Origin of the sequence: Alteromonas sp. CH_MED4-4, from assembly GCF_037029575.1 — a bacterium.
In the GTDB taxonomy this organism is placed as follows: Bacteria; Pseudomonadota; Gammaproteobacteria; order Enterobacterales; family Alteromonadaceae; genus Alteromonas; species Alteromonas macleodii.
The window spans coordinates 127,083-145,657 of sequence record NZ_JAYMEU010000010.1; the positions used below are offsets into that span (position 1 = coordinate 127,083).

The window sequence follows — 18,575 nt, forward strand, 5'->3', positions numbered from 1 at the left end:
TTACCTTTTGTAGTTAAAGATGACACTAAACGATCACACCGTTATGCCACCCATATCTCGAACTGCCAAGGCGTGAGTTTACACACTGAATCAGCTCCGAAGATTTTCTTTTCGTCGCGCTCCCAGTGCGCATACTCACCTTCAAACAATGGTTCTTCAAACGTTACATCAAGCTGCTCATTTGAAAAATTAATCACAACGAAAACTTTTTCATTTTCATTACAACGTACAAAACTAAAAACCTTATCCATCTTAGAGTTTGGCACCTGTATCATTCTTGCCCCGTACTCTCCGTTCCCTAACACGGCTTTGGACTTTTTAAGAGCAATTAGCTTGCGGTACAAGTTGCCTATTTCATGTTCTTGCCAGTGTATAGGATCGTGCTCAAAGAACGCTAAACGCTTGGTTTCCCCAGCTTCTTGCCCGTTGTGAATGAGCGGCATACCTTCACCTACCACTGACAACGCAATGCAGGCTTCAAGCGCATCACCAAATTGTTCGCGCTGAGTGCCATCCCAGGCATTTTTGTCATGATTACTAACGAAGGTCATTCTGTAAGCGGAGTGAGGCCAGCTGCGTTCGTTCCACGAATAATACTTGCGCAACCTATCCAGCGAACATTGTCCGTGTGCGAGTTCGTGTAGCGTCTCGTTCCAACTCCATGCGTATGTCATATTGAACGCATTTTCGTGAAGATCTCGGTTCTCCCATTCAGCCAACATGAAGACTGGTCTGATTGCGCTTAGCGTTTGCACTGCTTGCTGCCAAAAATCGTTGGGGACATACCCCGCTACATCACAGCGAAACCCATCAATGTCGAACTTTTCAACCCAATAACACAACGCGTTAATCATGTATTTGCGAAGGCCAACGTGTTCATAATCAAACTCTATGATATCGCTCCAATCCCACCACGGAGATGGACGAAAATCTCCTTTGTAGTCTTTGGCGTACCACTCGGGGTGCTGTTCAACCAAAGGATTATCCCACGCACTGTGATTTGGCACCCAGTCTATGATGACTTTTAGCGAAAGCTTGTGCGCTTCATCCACCAGCGCTTTGAAATCTTCTTCGCTACCAAATTCTGAGTTTATGGCCAGATAGTCTTTTACCGCATAGGGGCTACCAAGCTCCCCTTTCCTGTTTTTTTCCCCAATAGGATGTACAGGCATAAGCCAAACAATATCAGCGCCAAGTGATTTAATGTGGGATAACCCCTTTCTCACTCCTTCAAAATTACCTTGCTCTGAAAACTGTCGTGTGTTGACCTGATAAATAACAGCGTGAGATGACCATTCTGGCTGAAGCACGTTATATCGTTTCTTAGGAACAGGATTGATATCCATATTATCTTTCCTTATCGAGATTAGCGTTTAGAAGAAGGATCTGGTTCTGCGTCGCGTTACTTTAGGCTTCAAATTGCAGCGAGCTGGGCTTTTAACTGCCGCAAGCTCGTAGCTTAAAGAATAGGTAAACTTGTAACACCTAAAATTAGTACCCAAATACCGAAAAAAAGTTTTAGACGCTGAACCGAAAATGCTAAAACAACAAACTTTGCAATCGTTCCACCGACTATTGCACCTGCCCCAGCAAACAAAACAACCTGCCATACCACAGACTCGCTTATAAAAGCGTGATACGGCAATGCAGACCACACAGTAAAAGCCGACAAGATAACCGCGCTGGCAATAGACAAAGTTACATTAAACCCTCGAATTATGAGGTAAACAGCGACTAACTCTCCTACTCCTACCGAAAGCCACGCGGTGATAATGCCGCCTAAAAAACCAATGAAAGGTAAAAGCAAAAGATCTTTCGTATGTAAGTCTTTTTTGAAATGGGTACGCTTCATTAGCGGAATAGAAGCAAATATTGCGATTGCTAATAGAATAGAAAAACTACCAAAAGCGATGTGAAGGTTATTGGCCCCACCCCACAAATGCTCTAGAAGCCTTGTACTTTGAGATGAATACTGAGCGAATCCTATGCCGCATATTGACGAGGGAACCGTTAACATCAGTACACTGGGTAATGCTTTCCAATACTGATCATACTTGTGTTGGTGTTTATAATACGCGGCCCAAGTTAGTGCCCCCGCGGTCATACCACAGCATTGGATGGCGAAACTCGTTGCCACAACGCTTTGCGCAGAAAATGACAGGTAGTTAAAAAACGGAACGAAAACCACGCCACCGCCAGCTCCAGTGGCATTCGCAAATATAGCACCAATAACGCCAAGAACGCTGAAAAGCCCGAACTCTTTAACAAGCTCAATAGGGGCTGGTTGCGCTAGCAAACTGCCGATCCATAAAAATAAAAGTACTATCAACGCTGTTTTACCAGCGTTTTGCTTGATGAGAGAAATCACATACGTCCTTAAGGCAGAAAATACGGCAAGTTACACGGCATGACTTTTCTAAGTACGCAGCCAACTAGCACCTGTACAATTTTCAAACTATTGTTATCCCACTACGTATAAGGTTTTACTTACACAGATATCATATACAGCATTTTAAAAAACATGGTTGAAGTATCTACATTTGAGCACCAGGTGCAACTGCATCTTTCGCCAAACCGCTCAGCAACATGGCAACAGACAAAGCACCTTATTGCAGCTTTTGCCCTTTTTATCAGCTCGATAGCTATTGCTTGGTCACTGGCCGGTGCGTGGGTCATATTACCTTTTGCAGGATTGGAGGTCGGGTTACTGGCACTGATTATGTATTTGGTTTCTAAAGCAACATACCGCTGGGAGACGCTCTTAATTTCATCAAACAGCATTCAAGTCACTAGCTCAAACGGTATCAGCATAGAATTCTTCCGCCCTGATACGTCCTTGTACTATAAAAAAGACTTGAGCTTAAAATGTGCGCCACAGCTTGTGCTACAAGCCCCTCTGCAGCAATTTGAAGTGGGATCATTTTTAAATTTAGAAGACAAAGAGCGTGTTCATGAATGTATGCAAAAGGCGGGGATCGCAGTATGTTCGAATAAGTGGTGGTAATTCGTGTTGCTTTGAAATGCAACCAATGCGTAAGGCTCCTTATCGTGCATGACACAAAATTAATGATCATTGTGGCTATTTTCGACTAATTAGATATAAGACGCAGCGACAACGAGTTGCGACCTAATGAGGGTTACACTATGAACTTATACATCGAGTCACTAGAAGGCGGCAATTACCTCGCATCAACCGGTATGGGCGCCTCACGCACCTTGGTTCGCGACAACAAGTCACAACCTAAAACGTTTCACTGTTTGAACGAGATTAGGGAGCATTTTGACTCTCAAGCCTTTGAGAAAGTTTGGCTCCGTCAAAGCACACCGTATGAAGAAATGGTTGGTCAAACCGATCATCCCGGTGCGTTAGAGCTTGAAATTGAGTGGTAGCGACTTGCAGGTGTACTAGCAAGTAAGACCGATAGTTTTCAATGTTCCATGCACCACTTAGCACGTTTTTTGCGTACAACTAATGTGACGTAAATTAAAACGGTATTTTATTGAATTAGAAACAGTAAGAATGGTCTTCTTCTGTAGTTAATAAAATACCTACATGCTAAGGAGAATTGCATGAAAATAAGTAAGTTAGCTATTAAATCTGTGTTTGTGGCTGCCGTGTTAGCCTTGACGGCGTGCGCTTCGATGGGCGACGGAACTGTTGCTGAAAAGCGACAAGCTATTTTAGATATGCAAGATAACGCGCTTGCCCGCCTTTATTCTGAAAAGCCCGATACGCGCTCTCAGGTAAAAGACGCTGCCGGCTACGCCGTATTTACCAATGCTAACATAAACGTATTCTTTGTGGCGGCGGGCACAGGCTACGGTGTTGTAAACAATAATGTAACCGGCGCAAAAACATATATGAATATGGCCGAAGGTGGCGTAGGCCTTGGCTTAGGCGCAAAAGATTACCGAATTGTTATGGTTTTCCACACACAAAAAGCGATGAATCACTTTATTGAAAATGGATGGACCGTAGGTGGTAACGCGGATGTAGCAGCGAAAGCCGGTAACAAAGGCGCATCTGCAGAAGGCGAAGGCTACTTGGGTAACGTCACAGTGTATACTATGACTGAAAGCGGCCTTACATTACAGGCAACTGTTAAAGGCACGAAATTTTGGGTAGATAAAGAACTAAACTAATTCTGCCCTAACTATTCCTAACCATATTAGCGATTAGCGCTCCAACACACCGAAGGCCTCTTGAATGCAAGAGGCCTTTTTATTTTTTCTGCACAACTGCCCGCTACCGCTCTAAATCTTTAGGCTGTCTGAATCACAGTAATAAGCAGTGTCGTGTTCCCATAGCTTCTCTTACCACCGCCGTGTATACGAAAGTCTAAATTTAGGGGGAAACCCTCATAACTGAATTGAACACTCGTGACTACGCTTTACTTGTAAAAGGCTCGCTTAGCAGCACGCTAAGCCATAAACGAGGGTTTCATCATGCAACCACAAAACAACAAAGTGATAAGAGCAGTAGTAAGAACGATATTAACGAGCGCATTGTTCGCTTCGGCGACGGTAGGCTTTTCAACTAACGCGGCAATAATAGGCAGCAGTTATGGGAATGCAGTCCATGTCGATCTTTCCATTACAAGTAATGTAGGAGGTATGGTCTCTGCAATCGCTAACTCAACTATCAACTTAGCTCATACCAGCGGTAGTGCTCCTGAAAATTATTCTCAGATTGACACTATCATTGGCGCAAGCGCAGATGCTTCGGGTACGTTGGGCAGCCCCATCGACGTTACAGAGTTTGATGGCGCGCTATCCACCGCCATTATTGAAGGCGAATCTCAATCGTCTTTAACGAGTTTTGTTCCGGCAAGCTTTTTTACGTCAGGCCGCGGAACCATAAACGACCTTAATCTTGACTTATTTTCAGACTTACTTGGAATAAGTGGCTTTTTAACGCTAAGTGCTGATGTACTTTCCACAATCTCGCAAATTGACGGAAACGCCACGACCGGCTCAAACGTGAATCTATCTACAGCAGGTTCATCAGACATCGTGGATGTGGAAGTGAATCTTTGGGGAAATACCGTAACGGCTACTGCACTTGAAAATCAGTCTCTCTTTGCAGGTTTGAATATCGCTGAATTTGGCTTGGGAATATTTGTTAATGAAGTCGAAACGTCGTGTTCCAACACCTCTTGCACAGAATCACGCAACGCGGTTAGAGTATCTTTCGATGATTTCTCACTAAATGCATTTTACGATGCGCTATTCCCTGCTGGCGGGCCGTTAACCGGGCCTGTGTTTAACTTGACCAACAACCCTATTGTCAACGGCGAGATCATTTTAGCTAGCTCGTTTGCTACAACCTCTTCTTCAACTGAGGTAAGTGCACCCTCTACGTTTGCAATTTTTATTTTCGCAGTAGGCTTATTGAGTGCAAGAAGATTTAATAAACACAAAATGCTACAGAAATAACGTTTGAAAATCTCAAGGCAGAAGGAGCAAGTCTACGGTTTCTCTCTTTCTTGCCTTGAGAATCATATCGCTCACATTTTACTGAGCACGGTTTTCCTCAATCTGCATCCACTGTGCTCTTGTACAATTCTCGAGAAGCTCAAATGCTTCAACAACCACATCTTCTCCTTGTATAAATGGATGTGCCTGATTATCTTTCCTATTCGTTAACGCCTTAAGCTTATCTCTTGTTCCGTCTCTTCCAGGGTGATTTGACAAAAATACATCAATATTTTGTTCTTTCACCAACGCTTTCATTGCATTTGCCGAGTTTGTATAAGACTTTATTCTTGCGACATCCGGACCATAATTGAGCCCTGTGCCGCCCCATAATACAGCGCGATGCCGTTCATCTCCATCGATCACAGGGAGAACGATAGTAAGCGTACCCGGTGTATGTCCAGGCGTTACATAAAACGCTAACTCAGTGCCATTCACGTTGAGTACATCCCCATCTTCAATCAGTAAATCTTTTTCAGGTTTTGCTCCCCAGCGATAGCTTGCAAACGCGTCGTTTTCTAACACGTGCCACTCAATTTCACTCATCACAATACGTGGACTATAAACTGATTTAATCAGCCCAAAACCACCGTAATGATCGCCGTGTCCATGAGATATGATTAGATGGGAAATCGGCTTATCTCCCAACCCGAGTGCCGAAAGTCCGTTAAGGATATAATGTTGAGCTTGTTGGTTATTGTTTAGCGCGTCTACTAAAACTATACTTTCGCCCGTATCAATTGCCCAACTTGCTACGTTGCCAGCGCCGACATAATAAAGGTTATCGAAGACCTGTTGAGGTGGAATTTGACGACGGACTTTAGCATTTCCTTTTACTTCGCTATCACCATTACTGCGCTTGGATCTCTCGCGCCTATTTTCGCTAATAACGAACATATTCCGCGGCTCTTGACTAATATCGCAAAGACTCGCCAATCCAGGAAAATGCTTAGCACTTTTCAATCCTTTATCCGCGTAATATTGCGCAGTGTATGCATCGGCTGAGTAAGTATTATTGGACATCCAAACCGCCAGAAGCATTATTGCAAGCCGCCATACAGACTTTTTTATATTAACCATAACGCTTTCCATTCTAATTGTATAAAACCACGTTGTTTTACAATGTTGATTTTTTCACTGTTTGGGACAACTGTATTCAGTTTGCATTAAACCATAAACAATATTTTGCATAAGCACTTTTAATTGGGCATATTTTAAACACAACTGACGAAGGGATTTCTTATGATAATCGTGGTGTTTAATCAAAAAGGCGGCGTAGGCAAATCGACCATTAGCACCAATTTAGCTGCGCAAAGCGCTAAGCTGGGTCATAAGACCTTATTGGTAGACTTAGATGCTCAGGGAAATAGTACTCACTACGTGGGATTTAACGCCAGAGAACAAAGCCTTACCGTGGCCGATATGTTCAAACAAGTAGTTGGCATTTTCAGAACAGCCAAGAAGCCTAACGCGTTCGTGCATGCAACGCCTTATGAAAACCTCTTCGTTATGCCTTCTTCTTCTGCGTTGGCGGAAGTCGAGCGAGAGCTCGAGTCACGATACAAAATTTTTAAACTTAAAGACGCGTTAAAGGAGTTAAAAGACGAATTCGACAACATTTTTATCGACACGCCTCCTAATTTTAATTTTTATTCTAAAGCGGCACTTATTGCTGCTGATGGCTTTTGCGTCCCCTTTGATTGCGACGACTTCTCGGCACAGGCGATTGAGCGTTTACTTGAAAATGCAATGGAACTAAAAGAAGACCACAACCCTGAACTGCGTTTGTTGGGTATTGTTGTTAATCAATTCAATAGCCAAGCAAAGCTTCCAAGAGAGTTAATTGAGACACTTAAGCAGCAAGATTTGCCAGTGTTAGAAAGTTATATAAGTGCCACGGTAAAAGTGAAAGAGTCTCACTCTAAGCGAATGCCGCTGCCTTTCTACTTACCTAAGCACAAAGTGACGAATCAAATTGCGGCTTTATTTGAAGAACTCAATGCGAGCAAAACCTAACGCTAACAAGTTTCGCTAAACATCAATATCAATATGCTTAAGCCCACCCTCGCTGTTACCTCGCTCTTTATCTTTCGAATTTTCAGCTGATTTTTCGATAATCTCAGTTCGCTTCACGTCTTGAAACTGATCGCGCTCTTCTTCACTGAAATGCTCGGACTTTTTGGTCTTTTGCACTTTCTTCACGCGGTCGTCCGTCTCAATCGGCACTTTTGTGTTGCGAGGCAAAATGGGAAACAGTAGATCGTTGCTCATACGCCCTCCAGAAGTTTGCATTTGTCTCTATAACTTATCGGCAACGAGTTGCCTAAAATTACGGTTCAAAACTAATTCATAACGAATTGTTTTATTATATACACATTAAATTAGAGTTAATGTGCCAAAAGAGTTCACTTTAGCCTTGCAAATCCTAATTCAAAACGCTAATGTTTCAGCCGTTCGAAATTAGGAATTAAAATTTTCAAAATGATTAACTGCGCGACGAAACATCACCATCACCACAAAGCATAACCTTTCAGGTTCGTGCTGGAAGGTCTATGTATCCTTCCAGTGGCGCAGATAAAACAAATTCTCGACCCTCGGAAGGAAACTTCCGGGGGTTTTTCGTTTTAGGCGCAATCAAAAGTTAAAACACAACGTGTAAGGAACGTTTCAATGAGTAACAGCAAAAGACTTCGAATTGCCGTACAGAAATCAGGTCGATTGAGCGATGACAGCATTGCCCTACTGAAAGCTATAGGCATTAAACTCAATATTCGTGATCGCCTGCTGATTGCGCATTCTACGAACCAGCCTATTGATTTGCTTCGCGTGCGTGACGACGATATTCCAGGTCTTGTTATGGATGGTGTAGTAGACCTAGGCTTTATTGGCGAAAATGAGCTAGAAGAGAAAATGCTAGAGCGTAAAGCTGCGGGCAAGCCATTCGAATATGAAGTATTGCGTCGTCTAGACTACGGCGGCTGCCGCCTGTCTATTGCGGTACCTAATGAGATGGATTATCAAGGAATCCAGTCGCTAGAAGGCAAAAAAGTAGCAACAACTTACCCCTACCTACTTGAGCGCTACTTCAAAGAACAGGGCATAAATGCAAAGGCTGTAATGCTACAAGGTTCTGTGGAAGTGGCCCCACGAGCAGGTGTAGCTGACGCTATCTGTGACCTTGTATCTACCGGTGCAACCCTTGAAGCTAACGGTCTTGTTGAAAAAGACGTTATTTTCCGCAGTAAAGCGGTACTTATTAAGCGCGCTGATGGCGAGCTTAGCGACGAGAAAGAAACACTGGTTAACCGACTAATGCCACGTGTTGATGGCGTATTACTAGCAAAAGAAAGCAAGTACATCATGCTACACGCACCAAAAGCGTATTTAGAGCAGGTGAAAAGCCTACTTCCAGGTGCTGAAAATCCTACGGTTCTACCACTTGCTGGAAATGAAGAACAAGTTGCTATCCACGTTGTTTCTACAGAGACCTTGTTCTGGGAAACCATGGAGAAACTTAAAGCCCTTGGTTGTAGCTCTATTCTTGTAATGCCAATCGAAAAAATGATGGGCTAAAAGGCAGGCAATTATGATTACTTGGTCATCTCTTTCGGTAAATGAGAAAAAACAGGCGCTAGCCCGCCCGGCTATGGCCAATAGCCAACAGTTAAAGCAGACCGTGGGCGACATTATCGCCCGCGTTGAAAAAGAAGGCGATGAGGCAGTACTTGATTACACACGTAAATTTGACTGCCCAGACTTAACTAGCCTTGTACTTTCACAAGAAAACATTGATGCTCTTGCCGCCAAGGTAACACCTGAGGTAGCAAGTGCTATCGATACTGCGTTCAACAACATAAAAATGTTTCACGAAGCGCAAATGCCTAGTGATATCGCGCTAACCACAACGCCTGGTGTTAAATGCGAGCTGCGCTTCACCGCCCTTGATGCAGTGGGTCTTTATATTCCAGGCGGCAGCGCGCCGCTTCCTTCTACCGTATTGATGCTAGGCGTACCTGCATTGGTGGCGGGCTGCGAAAATAAGCTACTTTGTACTCCACCAAACAAAGAACAGCTTATCGCGCCTGAAATTGCGTATGCGGCCAGAAAATGCGGCATCGACAAGATCTTCTTGTGTGGTGGTGCCCAAGCAATCGCCGCTATGGCCTTGGGAACAGACAGCGTTCCTCAAGTAGATAAGATTTTTGGCCCGGGTAACAGCTTTGTGACTGAAGCTAAACAGCAAGTAAGCCAACGTGCTGATGGTGCAGCTATTGATATGCCGGCCGGCCCATCAGAAGTGTTGGTACTTGCTGATGAGTTCGCAAACCCTGAGTTTGTAGCGGCCGACCTGCTTTCCCAAGCCGAGCACGGTCCAGACTCGCAGGCTATTTTGGTGTCTAACAGCGCTACACTTATTGAAGAAGCAAAAGCCGCGGTTGAACGTCAATTAGCAACCCTATCTCGCGCTGAGATTGCCCGCCCTGCTATGGAAAATGCGCGTTATATTTTGGCTGATTCCATTGAGCAAGCCATTGAAGCAAGTAACGCCTACGCTGCTGAGCACTTAATTATACAAATAGAGAATGCCCGTGATTATTTGCCAAAAATTAAATACGCAGGCTCTATATTCCTAGGCCCGTGGTCACCAGAATCTGCAGGTGATTACGCGTCGGGCACTAACCACGTACTGCCAACCTATGGCTATGCTAAGAATTACTCTAGCCTTGGATTATTAGACTTTATGCGTCGCTACACTATTCAAGAACTAAGCGCAGACGGCATGCGTAATTTAGGCCCTGCGATTATGGCACTTGCAGCTGCCGAGGGCTTGGATGCACACGAACAGGCCGTTGCACTTCGCATGCAGGCACTTAAGCAAGGAGACGCCTAATGTCGGCACTTATCGATAACCTAATTAACGAAAATTTAGTGCCGCTAAAGCCGTATGAATCGGCTCGTCGCTTATTTTCAGGTGGTCAAGACTGGCTTAATGCCAACGAGTCACCTTATGCCAACGAATACAGCGTAGATAGCAGCAACTTTAACCGCTATCCGTCATGTCAGCCCGAAGCGGTAGTCAGTGGTTACGCAAACTACGCCGGGCTAGACAAATCGCAGCTTATTGTTACCCGCGGCGCAGATGAAGGCATTGAACTGCTTATTCGCACCTTCTGCACGCCGGGTAAAGACAGCATTCTGATATGCCCGCCTACCTACGGTATGTATGCAATCAGTGCTGAAACCTGTGATGTGGGCATTAAGAAAGTGCCGCTTAACGACGACTTTAGCCTTAACGTGAATGCTGTATGCGCTGAAGATGACGTTAACGTGATTTTCATCTGTGCGCCCAACAATCCAACCGGTACGCCAGTTGCTCGTGAAGACATTAAAACCGTGCTCAATCACTTTGCCGATAAAGCACTGGTTGTTGTAGATGAAGCGTATATTGAGTTCGATGCCGACAATACGTGGGCAAATGAAATAAACAACCATCCAAACTTGGTGGTACTTCGTACGCTGTCTAAAGCGTTTGCTCTTGCCGGTCTTCGCTGTGGTTTTACACTTGCTCAGGCACCCGTCATCCAAGCACTACTTAAAGTGATAGCGCCCTATCCCATTCCAGAGCCAGTAGCGCAGATTGCTGCACAAGCATTGTCGGCTGAATCGCTAACGTTACTTGAGCTTCAGGTGGCTACTATTAACCGGGAAAAAGAGGCCCTAGCCGAAGCGCTGGAATCTATCGAAGGCTTTGAATTAGTGGGTGATAGACGAGCAAACTTTATCTTATTCCGCTACGCAAAAGCGCAAGCCCTAATGCAGTACTTGGTAAGCCAAGGCATGCTTATTCGCGATCAATCAAAACAGCTTAACTTACAAAACTGTTTACGCGTAAGCATAGGCACTGAAGAGCAAAACCAGCGTTTAATGCAGCTAATTAACGAATTTAAAAATAATGAGGACGCGGCATGAGTCAGCAAGCCATTTTATTTATTGACCGCGACGGTACACTCGTAGAAGAGCCGCCAGTAGATAAGCAATTAGATAGTTTAGAGAAGCTTGTTTTCGAGCCAAACGTTATTCCTGTGCTACTTAAACTAAAGGCAGCTGGGTTTAAACTCGTGATGGTAAGTAACCAAGACGGCTTGGGTACAGACAGTTTCCCGCAAGAAGACTTCGACAAGCCACACAATGCCATGATGGCCATTTTCGAAAGCCAGGGTGTAGTGTTTGACGACGTTCTTATTTGCCCGCACTTCGATGCTGATAACTGCACATGCCGAAAACCAAAGCTTGGCTTAGTAAAAGAATACCTACAGAAAGGCAAAGTGGACTTCACTCGTTCGTTTGTTATTGGTGACAGAATTACCGATGTACAGCTTGCTGAAAACATGGGTATTCGCAGCTTTCAGTACAACCGTGAAAGCTTAAACTGGAACGATATTCAGAAAAGCTTGTTAGCGTCTTCACGTATTGCAGAGGTGGTACGTACCACCTCTGAAACCGACATTCGCGTGCGTGTAGATCTTGATTCGCAGGCTAAGTCGACAATTCAAACCGGCATGGGCTTTTTTGACCACATGCTTGACCAAATTGCGACCCACGGTGGCTTCGAGCTAAACCTGACTACCGATGGCGACTTGCATATTGACGATCACCACAGTGTAGAAGACACCGCGCTTGCCCTTGGTGAAGCCCTTAAAAAGGCACTAGGCGACAAACGCGGTATTGGTCGCTTTGGTTTCGCGTTGCCAATGGATGAATGTCGTGCGGAATGTATTATGGACATATCAAACCGTCCACACCTTAAGTTTGACGCTGAATTTAGCCGCGACCAGGTAGGTGAAATGGCCACCGAAATGGTACCGCACTTCTTCTATTCGCTTGCACAAAGCATGGGGCTATCGTTACACCTTTCCACCAGCGAAGGTAATGCTCACCACCAAGTAGAAAGCCTGTTTAAAGTATTTGGCCGTGCGCTACGTCAAGCCATTACGCGCCAAGGTGATGCACTACCAAGTAGTAAAGGAGCCCTGTAATGTCAGTGGTAAACCCCAGCCAGCGACAAAAAATAGTCATAGTAAATACCGGCTGCGCGAACATTTCATCGGTACGCTTTGCCCTTGAGCGCTTAGGCGTTGAAGTGGACGTATCTGACGATGTAAACGTGATAAAAAACGCTGATAAAGTGTTTTTACCCGGCGTAGGAACAGCGGCAGCAGCGATGGCAAGCATTAAGCAAAAAGCGCTAGTGGAAACCCTGCAGTCGCTTACCCAACCTGTGCTAGGCGTATGTTTAGGCATGCAACTTATGGTTGAAACCAGCGCTGAAGGTGGTTTTCAAGGTACAGGCAACATCGACTGTTTGAACCTAATGCCAGGTCATGTGGCTCGCATGGAATCAAAAGGCGTGCGCTTACCTCATATGGGTTGGAACACCGTTTCTCACAACAGCGGTCATAAAGAAGAAAGTTTGTTCAAGGGCATTCCACAAGATACCTACTTTTACTTTGTGCACAGTTTTGCCGTTCCTGAATACGAGCACACGCTTGCAAGCTGCACTTATGGTAATAAGTTTTCAGCAGCGATAAATAAAGACAACTTTTACGGGGTGCAATTTCACCCAGAACGTTCTGGCGAGGCCGGAGCACAATTACTGACTAACTTTGTGAACCTATAATGATTATTCCAGCGATTGATCTTATTGACGGACGCGTAGTACGCCTTTATCAAGGCGACTACGAGCAGAAAACCCAATACGAACTGGACCCAGTAGACGTGGTTCACGACTATGCCGACCAAGGTGCAACCTGGCTGCACATTGTTGACCTAACAGGCGCTAAAGACACCAGTAAACGTCAGCTTTCACTAATTAAGTCTATGGTGGACACCAAGCGCATGCAGTTTCAAGCAGGCGGCGGTATCCGTAGTGAAGAAGAAGTGGCGCAATTACTAGAAACGGGCGTAAGCCGCGTAGTGATTGGTTCTTTGGCGGTAAAACAACCCGAGCTTGTGAAGTCTTGGGTAGAAAAATACGGCCCAGAGCACATTGTATTGGCCCTTGATATCAATATTAGCGACAGCGGTGAAAAGCTTATTGCTACCCACGGCTGGCAAGAGAACTCTGGCGTAGCCCTTGAAGGCTTGCTTGAAGACTTCGCTACAGTAGGCGCAAAGCATGTGCTGTGTACCGACATTAGCCGCGACGGCACGCTACAAGGTGCGAACACTGAGCTGTATCAAGAAATGGCAGCCCGTTTCCCACACGTTAGCTGGCAAGCGTCTGGCGGTATTGGCAGCATCGCTGATATCGAAGCGCTAAAACCCACAAACGTTGGTGGCGTAATTTTAGGCCGCGCACTACTTGAAGGTAAATTCACGGTGAAGGAGGCTATTGCATGCTGGCAAAGCGCATAATTCCCTGTTTGGATGTACGCGACGGCAAAGTCGTTAAAGGCGTTCAGTTTAGAAATCATGAAATTATTGGTGATATTGTGCCTCTTGCCGAGCAATACGCAAAAGCGGGGGCCGACGAATTAGTATTTTACGATATCACCGCAAGTTCTGATGCCCGCGTGGTAGACAAAAGCTGGGTAAGCCGTATAGCACAGGTTATTGATATCCCGTTTTGCGTAGCGGGCGGCATTAAGAGCATTGAAGACGCCGGGCGCATTTTGGAAATGGGTGCAGATAAGATTTCGATTAACTCCCCTGCCCTTAATAACCCAGATCTAATTAACCAGCTACACGACGTATACGGTCAACAGTGCGTCGTGATTGGTATCGACAGCTTTTATAACGAAGCAACCGACCAATACGAAGTGTACAAATTCACTGGTGATGAAGCGCGTACTCAAAAAAGCCAATGGCAGACCATCGATTGGATTAAAGAAGTTCAGTCGCGCGGTGCGGGTGAAATTGTTCTGAACTGCATGAACCAAGACGGCGTGCGCAAAGGCTACGATGTGAAGCAGCTGAAAGCCGTGCGCGATGTCTGTGAAGTGCCGCTAATTGCGTCGGGTGGTGCAGGTGAAATTGCCCACTTTACGGATGTGTTTCAACAGGCTGACGTAGATGGCGCGCTTGCAGCATCAGTATTTCACAAGGGCATCATCAATATTGATGAGTTGAAAGCAGAGTTGACCAGCAATGGCGTTGCCATGCGTAAGCGTCACGGATTAACGGCGCAAGCAGAAGGAGTAAACCCGTGATCATTACTAACGAAAACAGCAATAAACTGTCTTGGGACAAAATGGACAACCTACTACCCGCCATTGTGCAAGACGCACTGTCTGGCAAGGTATTAATGCAGGGCTACATGGACCAAGACGCATTGGCGAAAACCCTTGAAACGGGCAAAGTGACATTCTTCAGCCGTTCAAAACAGCGTCTTTGGACCAAGGGTGAAACATCTGGTAACACGCTAGATTTAGTGAGCGTTGCTTGTGACTGCGATCAAGACTCACTGTTGGTACTTGCCAACCCCAACGGCCCGACATGCCACACTGGTGTTGAAAGCTGTTGGTTCGACGGCAACACACCAGCCTTTACGTTTCTTGCAGATTTAGAGCGAGTATTGGCTGCCCGCAAAGATGCCGACCCAAAAAGCAGCTATACCGCTAGCCTTTACAACAAAGGCATTAAGCGCATAGCGCAGAAGGTGGGCGAAGAAGGTGTAGAAACCGCATTGGCGGCTACTGTGCACGACAAAGAAGAGCTTAAAAACGAAGCCGCTGACTTGTTGTACCACTTAACGGTATTGCTTCAGGCGAGCGATATGTCGCTAAACGATGCACTTGATGTGTTGCGTGAGCGTCATAAATAGTAATAGCAACAGCGATCTACGCAAAAGTTAACATCAAGGCCTCTAAACGTTCACGTATTAGAGGCCTTTTAACTCCTAAATACATCTCCCAACGCTCCTTGAAAAGCTAAGCATCGCTCTAAAATTGTCCACTTTTTTTACAATGAGTTCGTATTCGCAGAAAAAATCTCATATTTTCAATGTGATTACCTGAAGGCATGGATAATGCTTACACTGCGATTGTTTAAATAACAATGTTCACTAACCACATAAGGATATGTAATGAAAAAAGTACTTTCATGCTTTTTGCTTTTAGGAAGCTTCTCGTCTTTTGCAACAGTCATTCAGTACAATGATTTCTCCGACACTACGGGGCTTACGCTAAACGGCAACACGCAGGTAGTAAATAACAACCTGCAGCTAACGAATAATATTGCGTGGCAAGGCGGTTCAGTTTTTACCACAAATGCAATCTCTCTCATCAACGACTCTTCATTTGCGACAAGCTTTTCTTTCAAAATAGACAATAACAGTTTAGGCGGGGATACTGACGGCTTAGGAGCAGACGGTCTTGCTTTTGTAATACAGACACAAAATGCAAACGTGGGCGGTGCTGGTGGTGGTTTAGGATATCAAGGTATAAATAATTCAGTTGCGGTTGAGTTTGATACCTTTAATAACACCAGTTGGGATAATAATAACGGCAACCACGTTGGCATAGGTATTAACGGCAACGTTAATACCTCTAATAACGTCAATGAACCATTCCGATTCAATGAAGGCGATGTTTGGAATGTTCTGATAACTTTCGACGGAATTAGCAAGCTTTTCGATGTTTCTTGGTCCATGGAAACCGATTCAACGAAAGGAGGTAGCATTTCACGAATTTTAGATGTGGCCTCTATTTTAGGTTCAACCGATGCATTCTTGGGATTCACATCCGGAACAGGCTCCTATGCAAGTACTCATGAAATACTTTCGGCCACGTTCACAAATACATCCTCAATACCAACAAACACTCCTGTAAACGCTCCAGCAACCTTTAGCTTAATGATGAGTGCTTTAGCTTTTTTAGTTTTTCGAAGAAAAAAGCAAATTTTGAGGTCTTAACTCTCAAAGTGCAGTAATGTTTCTACTTTCAACAACTCGGTAACTAGCGTACTGATTAAGGCGTTGATTTAAATTACATTCTTATATAAAAATGCCCTTCTCGTTTTCTACACGAAGGGCATTTTTGTATCGCAGAGCTTTGCACTTTATTGAAATTAACACTGCTTAGCCTGTCTAACAATCGAACAAAAAGTGAGCCCTCGGTTAAAGAAACGCGACTAGCGCGGCGTTCCCAATATCCAATCTATTCCATGGATAGCAACGGTGGGAAATACGGTCGCATGCGACGCGCCGCCGATAACATGCAATTGTAGTGTTATGTTTTGATCTGCCTTAGCGTTGATTTTACTTGCCAATGCTTTGCTCCCCGCAACCATATCTTGACCCTCGCCAAACTCAGGCGTTTCAAAGCTTCCCACACCAATGTAAACACGCTTGGGCGATTGAGTTTCAGCCATTTCTAAGGTTAGTAAGTAATCGTCATTAAACCACACTGAAGGGCTAACAAGCACATAGTTAGAAAAGGTTTCAGGGGATTGCATGAGCACGTAGCCGCCAAATAGCCCGCCTAATGAATGCCCAATAAAAGTCCGTCGATTGGCGTCTACTCGATATGTAGACTCAATAAATGTTAATACATCTCGTCTAATAAATGACAGATACTCAGCAGCAAGACCGGTTTCCAGTTTCCAACTATCGGCTATGGCAGGAGTGTAGTCCCTTACTCTACTCTCTACGCCTTTTGATTCTAGGGAATAAGACAACCCCACTATGACCGCTTCTTCCATTTGGCCTACGTTTACTGGCATTCGCATAGAGCCTACAATAATAGGAAAACTGTAAGGCGCATCTGTTGTGTATATTACGGGGTAATCCTTGGAAGGAGATGCGTTATAGCTTTTTGGCAACTGTACAAATAACGTATATTTACGTGCAGTTTCCGTATCTTCTATTGTCACCATTTTGCTTCTAGGTAACGAAACAGACGCTTCAGAAATGATAGGTTTAATGATTGATTCAGCAAAAGCACATGAAAATGCACTTCCGACAAGAATTATTGCTGTTAGAAAGCGAAGCACCGTAACCCCTTAGTGGCTTAAACGGCATGTTATAACGCAGCTAATTTCAATTAACCACTGTTTGCACACCAAGGGTCACTTTTTGACTTCTCTATTTCTCGATTTCCCTTACCACTTGGCCATAAGCCAGCAGCGCGAACAGTCCCGTTCCGCCCACAATATTTCCTAGTAATGTTGCACCAATGAGTGAGAGTGTTTCAAGAACGCTTATTTTATTTTGCAGTGCTAACAAGAAAAGTTCTGTTGAACCGGCTATCACGTGCGTAAAATTTCCTATAGCAATTAAATAAGTAAAAATAACTATCATCAATATTTGAGAATGCTTAACCGATGGCTTCATCCATACAATAGCGGCAATGATAAACCCTGACGTAATGCCGTATGAGAAAGCGTCTGATGGTGATAGCTTGGCATAATGTTCAGAAATAGCGGTCATCCCTTCAACCAGCTCTGGTGGAACAGATTGCAGCGAAAAGCTGAAAAACGCAGCCAAAAAGGTGCCGAACATATTGGCGGTGAAAACGATGAACCACAGGCGCGCAATGCAAAAGCCCATATTGAACGAAGGTTTACTCAACAAAGGAAGAATGACCGAAAGCGTATTTTCGGTAAACAATTGAAGTCGACCAACAATCACCAGCACGAAACCAACCGTATAGCCCAAGTTTTCGATAACAAACTGATTGGGAGAGTTTGCAAAGAGGTGATGCAGAATTCCTTCAGCAAGAATTGAAATCGAGATGCCAATGCCTGCCGCCACACCAGACCACCACAATGACATCATAGGACGCTGAAGTTCTTCTAACCCTTCCCTGTGGACAATGGCATACAAAGAAACAGAATTTAAGCTCTGATTATCTCGTACATCTTTTTCTTCAGTATGACTAAGGGCAACGTCTTGCTCTTGGCGCCCAGACTCCTTTATTTTTTCCGTCACTCATGTCTCCTGCAACTCTTTGCTTAACTAGGACGTTTGCCTCAATTACATAGTATTTGGTCTACGACACAGTTATTTAACAGGCACTAACAGACCACCCTATTCGGTTACGTTGATTAAGCACGTTTTTGGTCACAATAATTTTGCCTATTTCAGATATAGCACTCATTTT

20 protein-coding genes and 1 other annotated feature are annotated in these 18,575 nt (G+C 44.6%); of the genes, 14 read left to right on the forward strand and 6 right to left on the reverse strand.

Annotation, left to right across the window (positions count from 1 at the left end; translation table 11 throughout):
• Positions 1-41 precede the first annotated feature (41 nt).
• Together WA381_RS09295 and WA381_RS09300 are read right to left on the reverse strand one after the other, a co-directional pair.
• A complete protein-coding gene (locus WA381_RS09295; protein WP_156086614.1) occupies positions 42-1,346 on the reverse strand; it encodes an alpha-amylase family glycosyl hydrolase in 1,305 nt (434 codons plus the stop codon).
• Positions 1,347-1,459: 113 nt separating this feature from the next.
• A complete protein-coding gene (locus WA381_RS09300) occupies positions 1,460-2,368 on the reverse strand; it encodes a sulfite exporter TauE/SafE family protein (protein WP_014976941.1) in 909 nt (302 codons plus the stop codon).
• Positions 2,369-2,521: 153 nt separating this feature from the next.
• Here WA381_RS09300 and WA381_RS09305 point away from each other — a divergent pair, with 153 nt between their 5' ends.
• The 4 genes from WA381_RS09305 (at position 2,522) to WA381_RS09320 (ending at position 5,436) form a co-directional block, all read left to right on the forward strand.
• Positions 2,522-3,004, forward strand: a complete 483-nt coding sequence (locus WA381_RS09305; RefSeq protein WP_014950020.1) for a DUF2244 domain-containing protein — start codon at positions 2,522-2,524, stop codon at positions 3,002-3,004.
• 116 nt (positions 3,005-3,120) lie between these two features.
• Positions 3,121-3,390: a DUF6482 family protein gene (locus WA381_RS09310; RefSeq protein WP_257721543.1), complete on the forward strand. Its 270-nt coding sequence runs from the start codon at positions 3,121-3,123 to the stop codon at positions 3,388-3,390.
• A 180-nt stretch (positions 3,391-3,570) separates the two neighbouring features.
• The gene (locus tag WA381_RS09315) at positions 3,571-4,143 is read left to right on the forward strand and encodes a YSC84-related protein (protein WP_014950022.1); all 573 of its coding nucleotides are present in this window, start codon (positions 3,571-3,573) and stop codon (positions 4,141-4,143) included.
• A 303-nt stretch (positions 4,144-4,446) separates the two neighbouring features.
• The gene (locus WA381_RS09320; RefSeq protein ID WP_231506511.1) at positions 4,447-5,436 is read left to right on the forward strand and encodes a hypothetical protein; all 990 of its coding nucleotides are present in this window, start codon (positions 4,447-4,449) and stop codon (positions 5,434-5,436) included.
• Positions 5,437-5,514: 78 nt separating this feature from the next.
• Here the strand turns inward: WA381_RS09320 and WA381_RS09325 are convergent, their stop codons facing one another.
• Positions 5,515-6,498 carry an MBL fold metallo-hydrolase gene (locus WA381_RS09325; RefSeq protein ID WP_289617966.1) on the reverse strand — a complete coding sequence of 328 codons (984 nt, stop codon included), beginning with the start codon at positions 6,496-6,498 and terminating at the stop codon, positions 5,515-5,517.
• A 219-nt stretch (positions 6,499-6,717) separates the two neighbouring features.
• Here WA381_RS09325 and WA381_RS09330 point away from each other — a divergent pair, with 219 nt between their 5' ends.
• Positions 6,718-7,491 carry a ParA family protein gene (locus tag WA381_RS09330; protein WP_014976946.1) on the forward strand — a complete coding sequence of 258 codons (774 nt, stop codon included), beginning with the start codon at positions 6,718-6,720 and terminating at the stop codon, positions 7,489-7,491.
• Positions 7,492-7,506: 15 nt separating this feature from the next.
• Here WA381_RS09330 and WA381_RS09335 read toward each other — a convergent pair whose 3' ends face one another.
• The gene (locus tag WA381_RS09335; protein ID WP_014950026.1) at positions 7,507-7,746 is read right to left on the reverse strand and encodes a hypothetical protein; all 240 of its coding nucleotides are present in this window, start codon (positions 7,744-7,746) and stop codon (positions 7,507-7,509) included.
• Positions 7,747-7,976: 230 nt separating this feature from the next.
• Positions 7,977-8,095: a sequence feature (His leader region), on the forward strand.
• Positions 8,096-8,145: 50 nt separating this feature from the next.
• Here WA381_RS09335 and hisG point away from each other — a divergent pair.
• From hisG to WA381_RS09380, 9 genes are all read left to right on the forward strand, one after another.
• The gene (gene hisG, locus WA381_RS09340) at positions 8,146-9,048 is read left to right on the forward strand and encodes an ATP phosphoribosyltransferase (RefSeq protein WP_014950027.1); all 903 of its coding nucleotides are present in this window, start codon (positions 8,146-8,148) and stop codon (positions 9,046-9,048) included.
• Positions 9,049-9,061: 13 nt separating this feature from the next.
• Positions 9,062-10,366 (forward strand): histidinol dehydrogenase, encoded by a 1,305-nt coding sequence (gene hisD, locus WA381_RS09345; protein ID WP_156086616.1) that lies wholly within the window; start codon positions 9,062-9,064, stop codon positions 10,364-10,366.
• Positions 10,366-11,445, forward strand: a complete 1,080-nt coding sequence (gene hisC, locus WA381_RS09350) for a histidinol-phosphate transaminase (protein WP_156086617.1) — start codon at positions 10,366-10,368, stop codon at positions 11,443-11,445. The genes hisD and hisC overlap by 1 nt, the downstream gene beginning before the upstream one ends.
• Positions 11,442-12,512 (forward strand): bifunctional histidinol-phosphatase/imidazoleglycerol-phosphate dehydratase HisB, encoded by a 1,071-nt coding sequence (gene hisB / locus WA381_RS09355; RefSeq protein ID WP_156086618.1) that lies wholly within the window; start codon positions 11,442-11,444, stop codon positions 12,510-12,512. Before hisC ends, hisB begins: the two co-directional genes overlap by 4 nt.
• A complete protein-coding gene (hisH, locus tag WA381_RS09360; RefSeq protein WP_156086619.1) occupies positions 12,512-13,153 on the forward strand; it encodes an imidazole glycerol phosphate synthase subunit HisH in 642 nt (213 codons plus the stop codon). The genes hisB and hisH overlap by 1 nt, the downstream gene beginning before the upstream one ends.
• On the forward strand, positions 13,153-13,890 hold the full coding sequence (hisA, locus tag WA381_RS09365) for a 1-(5-phosphoribosyl)-5-[(5-phosphoribosylamino)methylideneamino]imidazole-4-carboxamide isomerase (protein ID WP_039222817.1): 738 nt from the start codon (positions 13,153-13,155) through the stop codon (positions 13,888-13,890). Before hisH ends, hisA begins: the two co-directional genes overlap by 1 nt.
• Positions 13,872-14,684, forward strand: a complete 813-nt coding sequence (hisF, locus tag WA381_RS09370) for an imidazole glycerol phosphate synthase subunit HisF (protein ID WP_014950033.1) — start codon at positions 13,872-13,874, stop codon at positions 14,682-14,684. Before hisA ends, hisF begins: the two co-directional genes overlap by 19 nt.
• Positions 14,681-15,298 carry a bifunctional phosphoribosyl-AMP cyclohydrolase/phosphoribosyl-ATP diphosphatase HisIE gene (gene hisIE, locus WA381_RS09375; RefSeq protein WP_039225197.1) on the forward strand — a complete coding sequence of 206 codons (618 nt, stop codon included), beginning with the start codon at positions 14,681-14,683 and terminating at the stop codon, positions 15,296-15,298. The genes hisF and hisIE overlap by 4 nt, the downstream gene beginning before the upstream one ends.
• 261 nt (positions 15,299-15,559) lie before the next feature.
• A complete protein-coding gene (locus WA381_RS09380) occupies positions 15,560-16,387 on the forward strand; it encodes a lectin-like domain-containing protein (protein ID WP_014950035.1) in 828 nt (275 codons plus the stop codon).
• 218 nt (positions 16,388-16,605) lie between these two features.
• Here WA381_RS09380 and WA381_RS09385 read toward each other — a convergent pair whose 3' ends face one another.
• Positions 16,606-17,466 carry an alpha/beta hydrolase gene (locus tag WA381_RS09385; protein ID WP_156086620.1) on the reverse strand — a complete coding sequence of 287 codons (861 nt, stop codon included), beginning with the start codon at positions 17,464-17,466 and terminating at the stop codon, positions 16,606-16,608.
• A gap of 91 nt (positions 17,467-17,557) precedes the next feature.
• Positions 17,558-18,403, reverse strand: a complete 846-nt coding sequence (locus WA381_RS09390; protein WP_014950037.1) for a formate/nitrite transporter family protein — start codon at positions 18,401-18,403, stop codon at positions 17,558-17,560.
• Positions 18,404-18,575 lie beyond the last annotated feature (172 nt).